Source organism: Cellulosimicrobium cellulans (assembly GCF_016907755.1).
GTDB classification, from domain to species: domain Bacteria; phylum Actinomycetota; class Actinomycetes; order Actinomycetales; family Cellulomonadaceae; genus Cellulosimicrobium; species Cellulosimicrobium cellulans_D.
On sequence record NZ_JAFBCN010000001.1, the window covers coordinates 419,885 to 434,742 of the forward strand.

Annotated in this window: 14 protein-coding genes; 9 read left to right on the top strand and 5 right to left on the bottom strand. The window is 73.9% G+C overall.

Annotated features, from left to right (window positions below; translation table 11 throughout):
• The first annotated feature begins 91 nt into the window (after nucleotides 1–91).
• From gcvP to JOE63_RS01865, 5 genes are all read left to right on the top strand, one after another.
• The gene (gene gcvP / locus JOE63_RS01845; protein ID WP_204538652.1) at nucleotides 92–3,139 is read left to right on the top strand and encodes an aminomethyl-transferring glycine dehydrogenase; all 3,048 of its coding nucleotides are present in this window, start codon (nucleotides 92–94) and stop codon (nucleotides 3,137–3,139) included.
• Nucleotides 3,136–4,428, top strand: coding sequence for a glycine cleavage system aminomethyltransferase GcvT (gene gcvT, locus JOE63_RS01850; protein ID WP_204538655.1), 1,293 nt, complete (start codon nucleotides 3,136–3,138; stop codon nucleotides 4,426–4,428). Before gcvP ends, gcvT begins: the two co-directional genes overlap by 4 nt.
• Before the next feature lie 37 nt (nucleotides 4,429–4,465).
• Nucleotides 4,466–4,843: a glycine cleavage system protein GcvH gene (gcvH, locus tag JOE63_RS01855; RefSeq protein ID WP_087470489.1), complete on the top strand. Its 378-nt coding sequence runs from the start codon at nucleotides 4,466–4,468 to the stop codon at nucleotides 4,841–4,843.
• A gap of 286 nt (nucleotides 4,844–5,129) precedes the next feature.
• Complete coding sequence (locus tag JOE63_RS01860) at nucleotides 5,130–5,384, top strand: helix-turn-helix domain-containing protein (protein WP_087470490.1); 255 nt, start codon at nucleotides 5,130–5,132, stop codon at nucleotides 5,382–5,384.
• A 79-nt stretch (nucleotides 5,385–5,463) separates the two neighbouring features.
• Nucleotides 5,464–5,892 (top strand): (deoxy)nucleoside triphosphate pyrophosphohydrolase, encoded by a 429-nt coding sequence (locus JOE63_RS01865; protein ID WP_087470491.1) that lies wholly within the window; start codon nucleotides 5,464–5,466, stop codon nucleotides 5,890–5,892.
• Between the two features lie 43 nt (nucleotides 5,893–5,935).
• Here the strand turns inward: JOE63_RS01865 and JOE63_RS01870 are convergent, their stop codons facing one another.
• On the bottom strand, nucleotides 5,936–6,520 hold the full coding sequence (locus JOE63_RS01870; RefSeq protein WP_307839897.1) for an AAA family ATPase: 585 nt from the start codon (nucleotides 6,518–6,520) through the stop codon (nucleotides 5,936–5,938).
• Between the two features lie 98 nt (nucleotides 6,521–6,618).
• On the bottom strand, nucleotides 6,619–8,709 hold the full coding sequence (locus JOE63_RS01875; RefSeq protein ID WP_204538659.1) for a glycosyl hydrolase family 28-related protein: 2,091 nt from the start codon (nucleotides 8,707–8,709) through the stop codon (nucleotides 6,619–6,621).
• A 286-nt stretch (nucleotides 8,710–8,995) separates the two neighbouring features.
• Between JOE63_RS01875 and JOE63_RS01880 the strand changes: the two genes are divergently transcribed.
• The 3 genes from JOE63_RS01880 to JOE63_RS01890 all read left to right on the top strand — a co-directional run bounded on the left by JOE63_RS01880 (nucleotide 8,996) and on the right by JOE63_RS01890 (nucleotide 11,618).
• A complete protein-coding gene (locus tag JOE63_RS01880; protein WP_087470493.1) occupies nucleotides 8,996–9,265 on the top strand; it encodes a type II toxin-antitoxin system VapB family antitoxin in 270 nt (89 codons plus the stop codon).
• On the top strand, nucleotides 9,262–9,672 hold the full coding sequence (locus tag JOE63_RS01885) for a type II toxin-antitoxin system VapC family toxin (protein ID WP_204538661.1): 411 nt from the start codon (nucleotides 9,262–9,264) through the stop codon (nucleotides 9,670–9,672). The genes JOE63_RS01880 and JOE63_RS01885 overlap by 4 nt, the downstream gene beginning before the upstream one ends.
• Nucleotides 9,673–9,743: 71 nt before the next feature.
• Nucleotides 9,744–11,618, top strand: a complete 1,875-nt coding sequence (locus tag JOE63_RS01890; RefSeq protein ID WP_307839898.1) for a lipase family protein — start codon at nucleotides 9,744–9,746, stop codon at nucleotides 11,616–11,618.
• 7 nt (nucleotides 11,619–11,625) lie between these two features.
• On the opposite strand, the gene JOE63_RS01895 is transcribed toward JOE63_RS01890, so the two are convergent.
• The 3 genes from JOE63_RS01895 to JOE63_RS01905 are packed head-to-tail and all read right to left on the bottom strand — an operon-like array spanning nucleotide 11,626 to nucleotide 14,194.
• Entirely contained in the window at nucleotides 11,626–12,915 is a 1,290-nt protein-coding gene (locus JOE63_RS01895) for an enolase C-terminal domain-like protein (protein WP_087470496.1), read from the bottom strand.
• On the bottom strand, nucleotides 12,912–13,781 hold the full coding sequence (locus JOE63_RS01900) for an NAD-dependent epimerase/dehydratase family protein (RefSeq protein ID WP_204538664.1): 870 nt from the start codon (nucleotides 13,779–13,781) through the stop codon (nucleotides 12,912–12,914). Before JOE63_RS01900 ends, JOE63_RS01895 begins: the two co-directional genes overlap by 4 nt.
• A gap of 20 nt (nucleotides 13,782–13,801) precedes the next feature.
• A complete protein-coding gene (locus JOE63_RS01905) occupies nucleotides 13,802–14,194 on the bottom strand; it encodes a hypothetical protein (protein WP_087470498.1) in 393 nt (130 codons plus the stop codon).
• Between the two features lie 117 nt (nucleotides 14,195–14,311).
• Here JOE63_RS01905 and JOE63_RS01910 point away from each other — a divergent pair, with 117 nt between their 5' ends.
• Nucleotides 14,312–14,734 carry a VOC family protein gene (locus JOE63_RS01910; protein ID WP_087472644.1) on the top strand — a complete coding sequence of 141 codons (423 nt, stop codon included), beginning with the start codon at nucleotides 14,312–14,314 and terminating at the stop codon, nucleotides 14,732–14,734.
• The last annotated feature ends 124 nt before the right edge of the window (nucleotides 14,735–14,858 follow it).

Sequence of the window (14,858 nt, forward strand, 5' to 3'; positions counted from 1 at the left end):
CGGCCTCGGCCCACCGACGGTGCAAGTCGGCGCGCCCCGGCCCTCGCGGCACGGCGGACCGGCAAAACTCTCAGGTCGACGCGTGCGTCCGATGACAGAGCGGGGAGGGACCCGCCGTCGTCCCCTCCACCGGGAGTCCCTCGTGACCCAGCCGTCCTTCGACCCCAGCTCGCGGCACAACGCCGCGACCGGCGCGTTCGCGCCGCGCCACCTCGGCCCGCGCGGGCGCGAGGTGGGCGTCATGCTCGACCAGCTCGGCTACGCCTCGCTCGACGCGCTCGTCGACGCGGCCGTCCCGGCGACGATCCGCACCGAGCGCACGCTCGACCTGCCCGCGGCGCGCACCGAGACCGAGGTGCTGGACCACCTGCGCGCGCTGGCCGGCAAGAACGTCGTCAAGACGCAGATGATCGGGCTCGGCTATTACGGCACCGTCACTCCCCCGGTGATCCGCCGCAACGTCCTCGAGTCGCCCGCCTGGTACACCGCGTACACGCCCTACCAGCCGGAGATCTCGCAGGGCCGACTCGAGGCGCTCCTCAACTTCCAGCAGGTCGTCGAGGACCTCACGGGCCTGGACGTCGCGAACGCGTCGCTCCTCGACGAGGCCACCGCGGTGGCCGAGGCCGTCGCGCTCATGTGGCGCGCGTCGCGCGCGAAGAGCGGCTACGTGGCCCTCGACGCCGACCTCTTCCCGCAGACGCTCGCGGTGACGCTGGGCCGCGCGCACGCCGTCGGCCTGCCCGTGGTGGTCGTGGACCTGTCGGGCGGCCTGGAGACCGGGCTCGACGCGGCCCGTGCCGCGGGGGCCTTCCCCGCCGGGGTGGACGACGACGCGCAGCTCGTGGGCGTCGTCGTCCAGCAGTCCGGGGCGTCGGGACGCGTCGTGGACTGGCGCCCCGTGGTCGCGGAGGCCAAGGCGGCGGGCGCGCTCGTCACCGTGGCGAGCGACCTGCTGGCACTGACGCTGCTGGTCTCCCCCGGCGAGCTCGGAGCCGACGTCTCGGTCGGCTCGGCCCAGCGGTTCGGCGTCCCGCTGTTCTACGGCGGCCCGCACGCCGCGTTCATGGCGGTGCGCAAGGGTCTGGAGCGCTCGCTCCCCGGCCGCCTCGTGGGCGTCTCGATCGACGCGGACGGCGACACCGCCTACCGGCTCGCGCTCCAGACGCGCGAGCAGCACATCCGCCGCGAGAAGGCGACGAGCAACATCTGCACCGCGCAGGCGCTCCTCGCCATCGTGGCGTCGATGTACGCCGTCTACCACGGCCCCGACGGCCTCCGCGCGATCGCCGAGCGCGCCCACGTCCACGCCACGACCCTCGCGGACGCGCTGCGTGCGGGCGGTGTCAGCGTGGAGCACGACACCTTCTTCGACACCGTCCGCACTCTCGTCCCCGGCCGCGCGGACGCGGTCGTCGCTGCCGCGGCGGCCGCGGGGGTGAACCTGTACAACCCCGACGCCGACCATGTACAGATCGCCTGCGACGAGACCACGACCTCCGCGACCCTCGCCACGGTGCTCCAGGCCTTTGGCCTCACGGACCAGGCCTCTACCTCGCGAGGTCGAGGCGTGGCCACGAGCAGTGGTGAGGCGAACGGCGAGGCCGCCGCCCCCGCCGGGGGCGTCTCCGACGCCCTGCCCGCGGCGCTCCGACGCGAGACGAGCTACCTCCAGCACCCGATCTTCCACCTGCACCGGTCCGAGACCTCGATGCTGCGCTACCTGCGGCGGCTCTCGGACAAGGACCTCGCGCTGGACCGCACGATGATCCCGCTGGGCTCGTGCACCATGAAGCTCAACGCGACGGCGGAGATGGAGGCGATCTCCTGGCCGGGGTTCGCGGACCTCCACCCGTACGTGCCCGCCGACCAGGCGCTCGGCTACGCGGATCTCATCGACGGCCTGGAGTCCGCGCTCGCCGAGATCACGGGCTACGCGGGCGTCTCGGTGCAGCCGAACGCCGGCTCGCAGGGCGAGTTCGCGGGCCTGCTGGCGATTCGTGACTACCACGTGTCGCGCGGCGACACGGCGCGCGATGTGTGCCTCATCCCGGCGTCGGCGCACGGGACGAACGCAGCGTCGGCGGCCTTGGCAGGTCTGAAGGTCGACGTGGTGAAGACCGCGGAGAGCGGCGAGGTCGACCTCGTCGACCTGCGGGCGAAGCTCGCCGACCACGGCCCCCGGGTCGCGGCGATCATGATCACGTACCCCTCGACGCACGGCGTCTACGAGGAGCACGTTCGCGAGGTGTGCGACCTCGTACACGAGGCCGGTGGTCAGGTGTACATCGACGGCGCGAACCTCAACGCGCTCGTCGGTCTGGCGCGCCCAGGTGAGTTCGGCGGCGACGTCTCGCACCTGAACCTGCACAAGACGTTCTGCATCCCGCACGGCGGGGGAGGGCCCGGTGTCGGCCCGGTCGCGGTCGCCGAGCACCTCGTCCCGTTCCTCCCGGGCGACCCCCTGGCGCCGGGCGCGTCCCCGGCCACGCCGGTCTCGGCGACGCGGTACGGGTCGGCCGGGATCCTGCCGATCTCGTACGCGTACGTCGCGCTCATGGGGCCGGACGGGCTCACCGAGGCGACGAAGACCGCGGTGCTGACGGCGAACTACGTCGCGAGCCGGCTCGCCGACCACTACCCGGTGCTCTACACGGGACCGGCGGGGCTCGTCGCGCACGAGTGCATCCTCGACCTGCGCGGCATCACCGCGGAGACGGGCGTGACGGCGGAGGACGTCGCGAAGCGCCTCATGGACTACGGGTTCCACGCACCGACGCTGTCGTTCCCGGTCGCGGGCACGCTCATGGTCGAGCCGACCGAGAGCGAGGACCTGGCCGAGCTCGACCGGTTCGTCGACGCCCTGATCGCGATCCGCGGCGAGATCGACGCGGTCACCTCGGGCCGGTGGAGCGTGGAGGAGTCGCCGCTGCGCGGCGCCCCGCACACGGCGGCGGCGCTCGTCGCCGAGACGTGGGACAAGCCGTACTCGCGCGAGCTCGCGGCGTACCCGGTCGCGAGCCTGCGCGCCGGGAAGTACTGGCCGCCGGTGCGCCGCATCGACGGTGCGCGGGGCGACCGCAACCTGGTGTGCTCGTGCCCGCCTGTGGAGTCCTACGTGACGGGAGACCTCGCATGACCGACCAGCCGACCGACCCGATCGACCAGCCGACCGACAGGCCGACCGACAGGCCGACCGACAGGCCGACCGACAGGCACAGCCCGCTGCACGACGAGCACGTCGCGCTGGGCGCGAACCTCACGAGCTTCGGCGGCTGGCTGATGCCGTTGCGGTACACGTCCGACCTCGCGGAGCACCGCGCCGTCCGCGAGGCGGCGGGGCTGTTCGACCTCTCGCACATGGGGGAGATCGAGGTCGCCGGCCCGCAGGCGGCGGCCGCGCTGGACCACGCGCTCGTCGGCAACCTCACCGCCGTCACGCCGGGGCGGGCGCGCTACACGATGATCTGCCAGGAGGACGGGGCGGTCCTGGACGACCTCGTCGTGTACCGGCTGGAGGAGGAGCGCTTCCTCGTCGTCGCGAACGCGGGGAACGCGGACCTGGTCGCGCGCGAGCTGGTCGAGCGCGCCGCCGGGTTCGACGCCACGGTCACGGACCAGGGTGCGGGCACCGCGCTCGTCGCGGTCCAGGGCCCGCGCGCGGAGGAGATCGTCGTCGGGCTGACGGACGTCGCCGGCTCGGATGCCGGCTCGGATGCCGGCTCGGACTACGGCTCCGACGCGGCCGAGACCGTGCGCGGGCTGAAGTACTACGCGGCCGCCCCGCTCGCGCTGCGGACGGACGCCGGTCCGGTCGACGCGCTCGTCGCGCGCACCGGGTACACGGGGGAGGACGGCTTCGAGCTGTTCGTGCCCGCGGACCGTGCGGCCGACCTGTGGCGCACGGTGCTCGCGGCCGGTGCGCCGCTGGGCCTCGTGCCGGCCGGCCTGTCCGCGCGCGACTCGCTGCGCCTGGAGGCGGGGATGCCGCTGTACGGACACGAGCTGGACACGACGACCACGCCGTACGAGGCGGGCCTGGGTCGCGTGGTGAAGCTCGACAAGGTCGCCGACGACGGGACGCCGCTCGAGTTCGTCGGGCGGGCCGCGCTCGCGGCGCGCCGGGCGTCCGCACCCGCGCGCGTGCTCGTCGGGCTGAAGGGCCTGGGGCGTCGCCCCGCCCGGGCGGGCTACGCCGTCGTGCTTCCCGGGGCCGAGCCCGGGGGAGCGGTGGGGGAGTCCGCGCGCCGGGTCGGCACCGTGACCTCGGGGGCGCCCTCGCCGACGCTGGGCTACCCGATCGCGCTCGCGTACGTGACGCCCGAGCTCTCGGCGGAGGGCACCGAGCTCGCGGTCGACGTGCGCGGCCGGGCCGAGCCCGTGGTGGTCGTGCCGCTCCCGTTCTACCGTCGTCCCCAGCAGTCCTGACCCTGCCGTCGTCCCGAAGAGCTCGAAGGAGAACCCCATGACCGAGGCCCAGTTCCCGGCCCACCTGCAGTACACGGCGGAGCACGAGTGGATCGACGGCTCGAGCCCGGCCGTCGTCGGCATCACGGCGACGGCCGCCGAGGCCCTCGGCGACATCGTCTACCTGGAGCTGCCGGAGGTGGGCTCCGAGGTGACCGCGGGCAGCGTCATCGGCGAGGTGGAGTCCACCAAGTCCGTGTCGGAGCTCTTCTCGCCCGTCACGGGCACCGTCGTCGAGGTGAACCAGGCCGCGATCGACGACCCGGCCGTCGTCAACTCCGACCCGTACACCGACGGCTGGCTCTTCAAGGTCGACGTGGTGGAGACGGGCGACCTGCTCACCCCGGACCAGTACGCGGCGCACGTCGGGAGCTGATCTGCACGACAAAGTGTGACGCAGATCACACGAGCGAACCGGCGTCAGGTGGCGCGTGGAGCCCTTCCACCGCGCTGTCCGGCGCCGGTTCCGTGTCTCCGGAAAAGCCCTCTGACCTGCGAAGACCTGCCCGCGTGACGGGGACTCGACCGGCTTCTGACGAGCGGTCAGATCTCGGGGTGAAAAGTCGCGTCATGAACGGGACCTTGGTCCATCTCTTCTTGTAGCAACACACCGGAACTCGCCACGTGGGGATGACGTGCCCGGAGAGCCACTGGAGGAGAACATGAGCACCATCGAGCTGGTCCGCCCCATGGCGGCCCCGTCGGAGCTGATCGGCACACCGATCGCCCCGCTGACCCGCCGCGAGCGGGTCGTCCTGTCCAACCTGTCTGAGGACGTCACGCTCGAGCAGATCGCCACCAAGCTCTTCGTCACGCGCAACACGGTCAAGTCGCAGGTCCGCAGCCTCTACCGCAAGCTCGGTGTCTCGACCCGCGCCGAGGCCGTGGCCTGGGCACGGGCGGCTGGCCTGCGCTGACCGCCGGCTCGTCCACCATGGCGAGCCGGAGGCGTGACCGCGTCACCCGCACGACACGACGCCGTGCGACACTCCGCGTATGACTCTGCGCAGACTGGTGGTGGCCGCGGCGATCGTCGACGATCTCGTCGCTCCGCGGCTCCTGCTCAGCGCGCGCCGGTCCCGTCCGTCGCACCTCGCAGGTCGGTGGGAGTTCCCCGGGGGCAAGGTCGACCCCGGTGAGACCCCGACGCAGGCGCTGCACCGCGAGCTGCGCGAGGAGCTGGGCGTCGCCGTCGAGCTCGGTGACGAGCTCGTGGGGCCCGACCACGGGACGTGGATCATCACGGACCGCCACGTCATGCGCCTGTGGTTCGCCCGGATCACCGCCGGTGAGCCGCAGCCGCTCGTGGAGCACGACGAGCTGACCTGGCTCGACGCCGGGAGCTGGCTGACCGTGCCGTGGCTCGACGCCGACGTGCGGATCGTCGAGGAGCTCGCGCGCCAGGTGGCCGCCGAGGCGGTCTGACAGCGGTCTGACCGGTACCCCGTGCCGGCGTCGTGAGGTGTCGTCAGGCGCCGTCGACGACCGGGAGCGCGGCGAGCCAGCGCTCGATCTCGCACCGCGACCGGAGCCGGACGACGAGCACGTCCGGGGCGTCCCGTGCGACCTCCGCCGGGAGGTCGCGGTACTTGTGGCGCGTCGTCCAGGCCCACCGGACGATGTTCTCGTCCGGCGCCTTGTACCAGGTGCGCCACAGCGGCGGCTCGACGTTGCCGTTCCACAGCACCTCGCGCCGGACGGACCGGCGCAGCGTCCGCACGACCACCTGCCGCATCGTCACGTGCGTCGGCAGGTCGAGCCACACGAGAACCTCCGCCCGCGCGAGGACGAGCGGTCGCGCCGTCGTGTACTGCCACTCGGTGACGAACGCGGCCTGCGCGACGAGCGCACGGACGTCGTCGAGGAAAGCGGGCCGTGGCGTCCACGCCGGCCCGTGGTGCAGCGCGTCGAGCTCGGTGTGCGGGATCCCGAGCCGCTCCCCGAGCCGGCGAGCGAGCGTCGTCTTCCCGGAACCGGACACCCCGGCCACGGCGATCCGCCGCGGCACGCGCCCGAGGCGCGTGACGACGTCGTCGTCCGGTCCGAGGATCACCGGAGGACCCTACCGGCCCGCCCACCGCGTGAGTGCACGAAATAGTCGCGGCCGAATCGATCCGACCGCGACTATTTCATGCACTCAGCGGGGTGGGGTCAGCCGACCGGCTGGACCCAGGGCGACGGGGCCGGGGGAGCGACGACCGGCGGGCGGTCGTTGCAGCTCGGCGCGTTCGGTACGAACCGGCCGAGCCAGTTCACGGTGCCGGGCTCCCACGGGCTGAGCGACGTGCCGTCGTTGCCGCCGAGGTCGGTGAGCGTGAACTCGGTGCCGCCGTCGGGGAAGTTGAACGCGCCGCAGTTGTTCACGCCCGCCCAGCCCACGTTGCGCGCGTCGACGTTCTCGAACGACGCGCCGCCCCGCACGCGCGCGCTCACCACGGAGGTGCCGGTGCCGTCGACCCGGACGTCCTTGAACGCGACGCCCTCGATGGCGACCTGGTCCTTCACGCCCCAGTCGGAGACCAGCATGATCGCGTTGTAGGTGCTGTCGAGGTAGTGGTCGCCGGTGACCCGGACGTCGGCGTCGATGTCGCGGTCGAGCGCGTAGAACCAGATCGCGCCGAGCCCGATGTTCCAGTTGAGCTCGAGCGTGCCCGCGCGCACTGCGGTGTTGTCGGTGAGGTCGAGGCGACCCGCGAACGGCTCGGCGCCGAACCGCGACCCGACGTGGAGCCCGCTGCCCTCGCGCACGGGGTCTGCGACGAGGTTCGCGCGCACCGTGTTGTCCGTGCCGCCGTAGACCGCGATGCCGTTGGCCAGGGTGTTCGACTGGATCGTGTTGTTCTCGAACACGTTGCCGGCGTTGGCGACCTTCTCCGACCACATGGCGAGGCCGTCGTCGCCGGTGTTCCGGACGAAGACGTTCCGCACGACCGAGTTCGTCACGCCCCCGTGGAAGTTCAGCGCGTCGGCGATCTGGTCGACGACGACGGTGTTCTCCACGCGCAGGTCGTCCATCGGCCCGTCGAACCACAGCCCGACCTTGGTGTGCTGGATGTACAGGCCGGAGATCGACGAGGAGCTCAGCGCGCCGCCGACGCCGTTGACCTGGTCGGTGTCGACGCGCTCGCGCACGTCCCCGACGATCGCGAAGTCGCGCAGGTGCACGTTCGTGCTGCCGCCCTCGTCCGCGTACCTCCCGTAGAACCCGACGCCGGTGTGCACGGAGCCGTCGGGCGCCGGCGCGTCGAGCGCGACCTCCTTGCCCGTGAAGATCGTGTACCAGCTCCCGGCGCCCTGGATGGTCACGCCGTCGACGAGGACGTGCCGGTTCACCTGGTAGATCCCCGGCGGGACGTAGACCTCGAGCCGGTGCTTCTTGGCGAACGCGATCGCCTTGTCGAGCGCGTCGGCGGAGTCGCGCCGGCCCGTGGGGTCCGCACCGAAGAGCAGCGCGTTCGCGGCGAGGAGGCGCACCTTCGGGGGCGCGACCTTCTCGGAGTCGAGCAGGTCGACCACGGTCCACTCCGCGGCGCCGCGCGTGGGCACCGTGAGGCGGACGACGTCGCCCTTCTTGTACGTCTGGCCCAGCAGCAGACGCTGCTCGTCGTAGAACTTCATGGGCCGGAAGGGCGTGTCGAACGTCGGGGTCGGTGTCGTCTCCGCGGGGACGCACGCGCACTCGGCGACCCACCAGCCGGGCTGGAGGAGGCCCGCCGTCGGGTCGTTCGTGAACGGGTACTGGTTGTACAGGTAGGAATAGGCGGACGTGAGCGTCATGCGCCGGTCGAGCCCGACCTTCTTGCCCTGGCGCAGGACCGACACGTCGAGGGGCGAGGTGATCCCGCCGCCGGTGGGGGCGTCGGGGATCGAGTACCGGACCGTGATCGCGTTGGCGTCGGCGGGAAGCGTGAACTCCACGTTCTGGCCCGCCGTGAGGCGGACGGCCGAGCGTCCCGACGCCTCGGCCTCGATCGTGTACGCGTCACGACCGGGGCCGATGACGGTCCCGGTCGTCACAGCGTTCTCGGCCTCCTGCTCGAGGAACGGGACGGCGGCCCCGCGACCCTCGACGAGCGCCGGGTCGACGGCGGCGCGCGTCACGACCGCGGGGGCCGGGGGCTGGGGCTTGCCGTGGGCGAGGGCCGACGACGCGGTGCCCGCCACGAGCGTGAGGGCGACGGCCGTGGCGGTCGCGACCCGGGCGCGTCGCCGTGCCGCGGGGTGGTTCGTGCTGCGAATCATCGTTGACCCGTCTTCTCTCGGGAGGCGTCCGCCTCCGTGCTCACCGGAGGGCGTGCTGACCCTCCGGCCCGCTGCACGGTCGCACCTCCGCGCAGGGTCGTTCGTGCCGAACACTAGAGCGCCGTCGTTGCGAGCACAAGACTCTGTAGTGATATTGCGGTCGTTCGTCTATTTCTTGCGTCAGGAGTCCTGCCCGTCGGTCGGCGGAGCGCGAGCCATGGACATCGACGGGCTGGAGTATCTACCCTGGGTAGACGAGAGGTTCTGCCACGGTGGAAGGGTGCCCATGAGCCTCAACATCAAGAACGAGCGCACGCACGCGCTCGTACGCCGGCTCGCGGAGACCACGGGCCAGTCGCAGACGAGCGCGATCGAGGACGCGGTCCAGCGCCGTCTCGACGAGGTGCTCGAGTCCCGGTCGAGGGGCGACGAGGCCGTCGCCGCCCGACGCGCCGAGATCGCCCGGCTCCTCGACGAGATCCGCGTCGACCTCGACGTCGAGAGCGTGCGTGCCGCGGAGGCGTCGCTCTACGACGAGAGCGGTCTCCCTCGGTGATCGTCGACACGTCCGCGCTCGTCGCCATCGTCCTGGACGAGCCGGGCGCCGACACGCTCTCCGAGATCCTGCTCGCGGCCAGCCGTCCGCGCATGGCCGCCCCGACCCTCGTCGAGCTCTACGCCGTCCTGGACAACCGGTCGTCCCCGGCGCAGCGCCGCCGGCTCGACGCCCTCCTGGAGCTCTACGGGATCGAGGTCGAGCCGTTCACGGCCGAGCACGCCGAGATCGCCCGCGAGGCGTACCGCGAGTTCGGCCGAGGGAGCGGGCACCCGGCACGGCTCAACCTCGGAGACTGCTTCTCCTACGCGCTGGCGGCGGCGACACGGGACCGACTCCTGTACGTCGGGGACGACTTCTCGCGCACCGACCTGCGCCCCGCGCACGAGGCCGCACCGCCGGCCTGAGTCGCCACCACGCGCCGGGCGTCGACGACGGCCGCCGCGCGGAGCGGCACCGCTCCCGGTACGTTCGCGGCGTGAGTCGACTCGGAGCCAGGATGCGTGCGTCCGCCGCCGCGGCGGCGGAGAGGGTTCCGCCGTGGGTCTCCGTCACGCTCGGCGTCGTGTGCACGCTCGTCGGCGCGGGACTCGTCCTGCGCCCGTTCGCCTCGCTCGCGCTCCTGGTGGTCGCGGTCGTCGTCGGAGCCGTCGTCCTCGGCGTCACGGAGCTCGTCGGCGGGCGGTCGCCCGACCGTGCGGACGAGTCCCGTCCCGGGGCACCCGACGCACCGCGGGCCCCGGGCTGGCCGCACGTCGCGCGCGGCCTGGTGTTCCTGGCGCTCGCGGTCGCGGTCGTCGTCTGGCCGGCGCCGTCGATCGTCGTCGTCGCGGTCCTCGTCGGCGTCGGGCTCGTCGTCGCGGGCGTCCTGGACGGGTTCGAGGGGTTCCGGTCGTTCGGCGCCGACCGCTGGACGCGCCTGGCGCTCGGCGTGGCCTCGGTGGTGCTGGGCGTCCTGGCTCTCGCGTGGCCGGACGTCACGGTCCTCGTCGTCGCCGTCGTCTTCGGTGTCCGCGTCGTGGTCCTCGGTGTCCGACTCGTCGTCTCCGGGGTCCGCCGCGCCCGCGCGCAGCCGGGGTCGGCGCGCGCCCGGACCGTCGGCGCGGGCGGCGCGCCCGCAGGACCCGACCCGTCGGGGCCCCGCCGCCACGGTCGGGTCGCGCTCGTCGGCGCGGTGCTCGCCGTCGTCGCGGCCGGGGGGCTCGCGGTCGTGAGCGTCGGTCTGCATCGGGCGGCGCCGCAGGTCGACGCGTTCTACGACCCGCCCGCGTCCGTCCCGGGCGAGCCCGGCCGGCTCGTGCGCGCGGAGCCGTTCACGCGCGAGATCCCCGACGGCGCGACGGCGTGGCGCATCCTCTACACGACGACCCGCGACGAGGGGGAGCCGTCCGTGGCGAGCGGGATCGTCGTCGTGCCGGACGCCGTCGGGGACGCCGCCGCCGCGCCTCCCGTGATCGCGTGGGCGCACGGCACGACGGGCTACGCGCGCGGGTGCGCGCCGTCCGTCCTCGCCGAGCCGTTCGAGTCGGGCGCGTTCTTCCTGCTCGACGACGTCCTCGCGCACGGCTGGGCGCTCGTCGCCACGGACTACGTAGGCCTGGGGACCGACGGCCCGCACCCCTACCTCGTCGGCCAGGGCGAGGCGCGGTCCGTCCTCGACGCGGTCCGCGCCGCGCGCGAGCTGGACGGCGCGACGCTCGGAGAGCAGACCGTCGTCTGGGGACACTCGCAGGGCGGCCACGCCGCGCTGTGGACCGGGGCCGTCGCCCCGGAGTACGCGCCCGACGTCCCCCTCGCGGGCGTCGCCGCGCTCGCGCCCGCGAGCGACCTCACGGGCCTGGTCTCCCACCTGGAGAACGTCACGGGCGGCAGCGTCTTCGCGTCGTTCGTCGTGGAGGCGTACGACGCGATCTACCCGGACAGCGACGCGGCCGGGTACGTCCGGCCCGGTGCGCGGTTCGTCGTGCGGGAGATGGCGTCGCGCTGCCTGTCGGAGCCGGGCGCGCTCGTCTCCGTCGCGGAGGCCCTGTCGATGGACCAGCCCCTGTGGACGACCGACCCCACGACCGGCCCGCTGGGCGAACGCCTGGCTGAGAACGTGCCGACCGGTGCGATCACCGCGCCCCTGCTCGTCGCCCAGGGGGCGTCCGACACGCTGATCCTGCCCACGGCGCAGGAGGCGTACGTCGGCGCGCGGTGCGCCGCCGGGCAGCCGGTCGACTACCGCACGTACCCGGGGCGGGACCACGTCGGGCTCGTGCAGGCCGACTCCCCGCTCGCCCCGGACCTCGTGCGGTGGACCGAGGCGCGCCTGGCGGGCGAGCCCCCGACCCCGACGTGCGCCGCCGGGTGACCTGCCGTCAGGGGGCGACCAGGCCGCCGTCGGGCGCACGGACCCCCGCGGCCCACGCGTCGTGGCCGGCGAGGTCCGCCGGGTAGCGGGCCGCGGCGCGCTCGTCGAGGTCGACGCCGAAGCCCGGCGCGTCGTGCGGGCGCAGCCACCCGTCGGTGATCCGCAGCGTGCCGGGGAAGACCTCGTGCACGGCGTCGGAGTACACGTGGCCCTCCTGGATGCCGAACGCGGTCGACGTGACGTCGAGCGCGACGTTCGCCGCCGCGCCCACCGGCGACGTGTCGCCCGGCGCGTGCCAGGCCGTGCGCACCCCGACCATCTCGGCGGCCGTCGCGAGGGCCCGGCCCGCGCTAAGTCCGCCGATCGCGCTGATGTGGCACCGGATCAGGTCGACGCCGCCGCCCAGGACGAGCCGCGCGGCGTCGGGGAACGACGTTGCGAGCTCGCCGACCGCGATCGGCACCGGCGAGGCGGCGCGCACCTCGGGCAGGCGGTCCCAGTGCTCGGGCGCAAGGACGTCCTCGAGGAAGAACGGGCGGTACGGCTCGAGGGCCCGGGCGAGCATCACGGCCTGCTTGGGCGTGAGGCGCGAGTGCACGTCGTGCAGCAGCTCGACCTGCTCGCCCAGCGCCTCGCGCGCCGCCGCGAAGAGGCGCGGCGTGCGGCGCAGGTACTCCTCGACGCTCCACCCGTGGGGGTTCGGCGCGGCGGGGTATCCGGGCTCGGGGTCGACGGGCGTGCCGTAGTGCCCGAGGCCCGGCTGGCCGGTCTGGATGCGCACGTGCCGCCACCCGGCGTCGACGATCCGCGCCGCGTCGTCGATCGTCTCCTCGACCGTGCGCCCGCTCGCGTGCAGGTAGGTGTCGGCGGCGTCGCGCACCTTCCCGCCGAGCAGCTCGTGGACCGGCATGCCCGCACGCTTGCCGGCGATGTCCCACAGCGCCATGTCGAGGCCGGAGATCGCGTTGTTCCCCACCGGGCCCTCGCGCCAGTACGGCGCGAGCCGCGCGAGCCGCACCAGGTCGCCGATGTCGCCCGGGTAGCGGCCGACGACGATCCGCTCGAGGTGCTGCTCCACGTACGCGGCCACGGCGTGCCAGCGCTGCGTGTACGTCGCGCAGCCCAGCCCGTACAGGCCGGGCACGTTCGTGTCGACGCGCACGACGACGAGCGGGATGCCGTCCGGCGCGGTGACGATCGCGCGCACGCCGGTGATGCGCGTGCCGTCGCGCGCGGGCCACGGGTTCGCGAACGCCGGGTCGACGGGGTGGACGGTGCTGAGCGGGGCGTCGGTCACGGGGTCTCCGAGGTGGTTCGGTCGGCGGGGCGGTGGAGGGAGTGTCGCGGGCGGAAGCCGAGCAGCTCGCGCGCGCGGCGCGTGTCGACGAGGCCGTCGCGCGGTCCGATCGCGCAGGTGAGGGGAACGCCGGGCGCGTACCGGGCGAGGAGCTCCGGGGTCGGGGTGTCCAGGAGCGTGTCGTCCGCGGCGAGCCCGACGACGTGCGCGCCCGTGAGGTCGGCCGTCAGCCCGGCCTCGATCGCTCCCGCCGCGTCGCGCAGGTCCAGGTAGGCCCAGCCCTCGCGCGCCATGACGCGCGGGTCGCGGGCGACGGCGGCCGCGGTCTCCCGGAGGCCGGCGGCGTCGCGCACGTGCGGGAAGCGCAGCGCGACGACGTCGATGCCCCACCGCCGCCACGCGGCCCGGGCCGCGCCCTCGTCCGCCTGCTTCGAGAGCGAGTACGCGTCGGCGACGTCGGCGGGCGCGTCCTCGTCGAGGGGGTAGTACGCGGGGTGCACGTCGTGCGGGTTCATCGGGACCCCGAACGCGTTGATGCTGCTCGCGATCACTGCGCGCCGCACGCCCTGCTCGCCCGCGAGCGAGAGCACGGCCCAGGTCGCGGTCGTGTTGGTCGCGTACACCTCGAGCGGGGTGCCCAGGTTCGGGTGCGGGATCGCCGCGAGGTGCACGACGGCGTCCGCGTCCTCGAGCCCGCGGCCCACGTCCTCCGCGGAGCGGGCGTCTCCGACGACGGCCCGGTCGGCGGGGCACGGGTGTTCGAACGCGGTGGACAGCGCCGTGACCTCGTACCCGCGGTCGAGGAGGTGGCGCACCGTCGCGCGGCCGATGCCGCCGTCGGCACCGGTGACGAGGACGCGCGTCATGCCCTCACCCTACGTCCCGGTCAGGTGTGGTCGTCGCGTTCTTGCGGGTCCACTGTCGGGGTCTTGCTCTCCGGCGTGGCGGCGGTCGCCCGCGCGCGCAGCATGCTCGCGACGTCCGCGAGCGTGCTGCCCACCGCGCGCGGCGCGCGCTCGGGGCGGAGGTAGCGGGCGTCGTCGTCCGGGTCGTCGGCCTCGCCGGTCACCGCCGCGGCGCCGGTCACGGCTCGCGGGGCGTCGGTGGGGAACGGGGCGGGCGCCGCCGTCGTGCTCGGCACCACGCGGCCGCCGCCCGCACGCCATGCGAGCGTCGCGTCGACGAGGCGTCGGTACACGCCCGCGTCGAGCGGGTCGCGGAGCCAGGCGTCCGCCGCCTCGGCGACGTGCCGCGCGAGCCGCGCGTCCTGGTCGGTCACGTCGCCTCCTGCGGGATGGTCGTCGGCCTTCGCACCGGCCCATCCTCCCGCGCCCGGCGTCGACCTGCTTGCGAGCGCCCCCGTACCGCGTGACGGTGGCGAGCGGAGGTGGTCGCCGTGGCCGACGTGTTCCCCCGGATCGCCCAGGTCGTGCTCGACACGACCGACGCCCGTGCGCTCGCGGAGTTCTACCGCGCGCTGTTCGGGCTCGAGTACCGCGCGGGCGACGAGCCGCCACCCGCGGGCGAGCCGGACCCGGCGGGTGCGGACTGGCTCGTGCTGCGCGCCGCGCCGGGCGGGGTCCAGCTCGCGTTCCAGCAGGTCGGCATGCTCCCGCCGTCGACGTGGCCGGACGACGGCGTGCCGCAGCAGCTCCACCTCGACTGCACCGTGGCGGACGTCGCGGAGCTCGACCGGCAGCACGAGCGCGCCCTCGCGCTCGGGGCGCGCCTGCTCCACGACCGGTCGGACGACCCGGACGAGCCGCTGCGCGTCTACGCCGACCCGGCCGGGCACCCGTTCTGCGTGTTCGTGGGCTGACCGCCCGGAACGCGACCCTTGCATACCCCCTACCGGTATAGTACCTTCACCGCCAGATACCCCCATGGGGTATTTGGCGACGGATCGCCGTCGTCACACGAGCCGCCGTTCCTGGCGGCGGGAC

Coding starts and splice junctions, on each gene's coding strand:
- gcvT (WP_204538655.1), top strand. CDS start 3,136: ATGACCGACCAGCCGACCGACCCGATCGACCAGCCGACCGACAGGCCG.
- JOE63_RS01880 (WP_087470493.1), top strand. CDS start 8,996: ATGAGCCTCAACATCAAGAACGAGCGCACGCACGCGCTCGTACGCCGG.
- gcvH (WP_087470489.1), top strand. CDS start 4,466: ATGACCGAGGCCCAGTTCCCGGCCCACCTGCAGTACACGGCGGAGCAC.
- gcvP (WP_204538652.1), top strand. CDS start 92: ATGACAGAGCGGGGAGGGACCCGCCGTCGTCCCCTCCACCGGGAGTCC.
- JOE63_RS01860 (WP_087470490.1), top strand. CDS start 5,130: ATGAGCACCATCGAGCTGGTCCGCCCCATGGCGGCCCCGTCGGAGCTG.
- JOE63_RS01875 (WP_204538659.1), bottom strand. CDS start 8,709: ATGATTCGCAGCACGAACCACCCCGCGGCACGGCGACGCGCCCGGGTC.
- JOE63_RS01900 (WP_204538664.1), bottom strand. CDS start 13,781: ATGACGCGCGTCCTCGTCACCGGTGCCGACGGCGGCATCGGCCGCGCG.
- JOE63_RS01865 (WP_087470491.1), top strand. CDS start 5,464: ATGACTCTGCGCAGACTGGTGGTGGCCGCGGCGATCGTCGACGATCTC.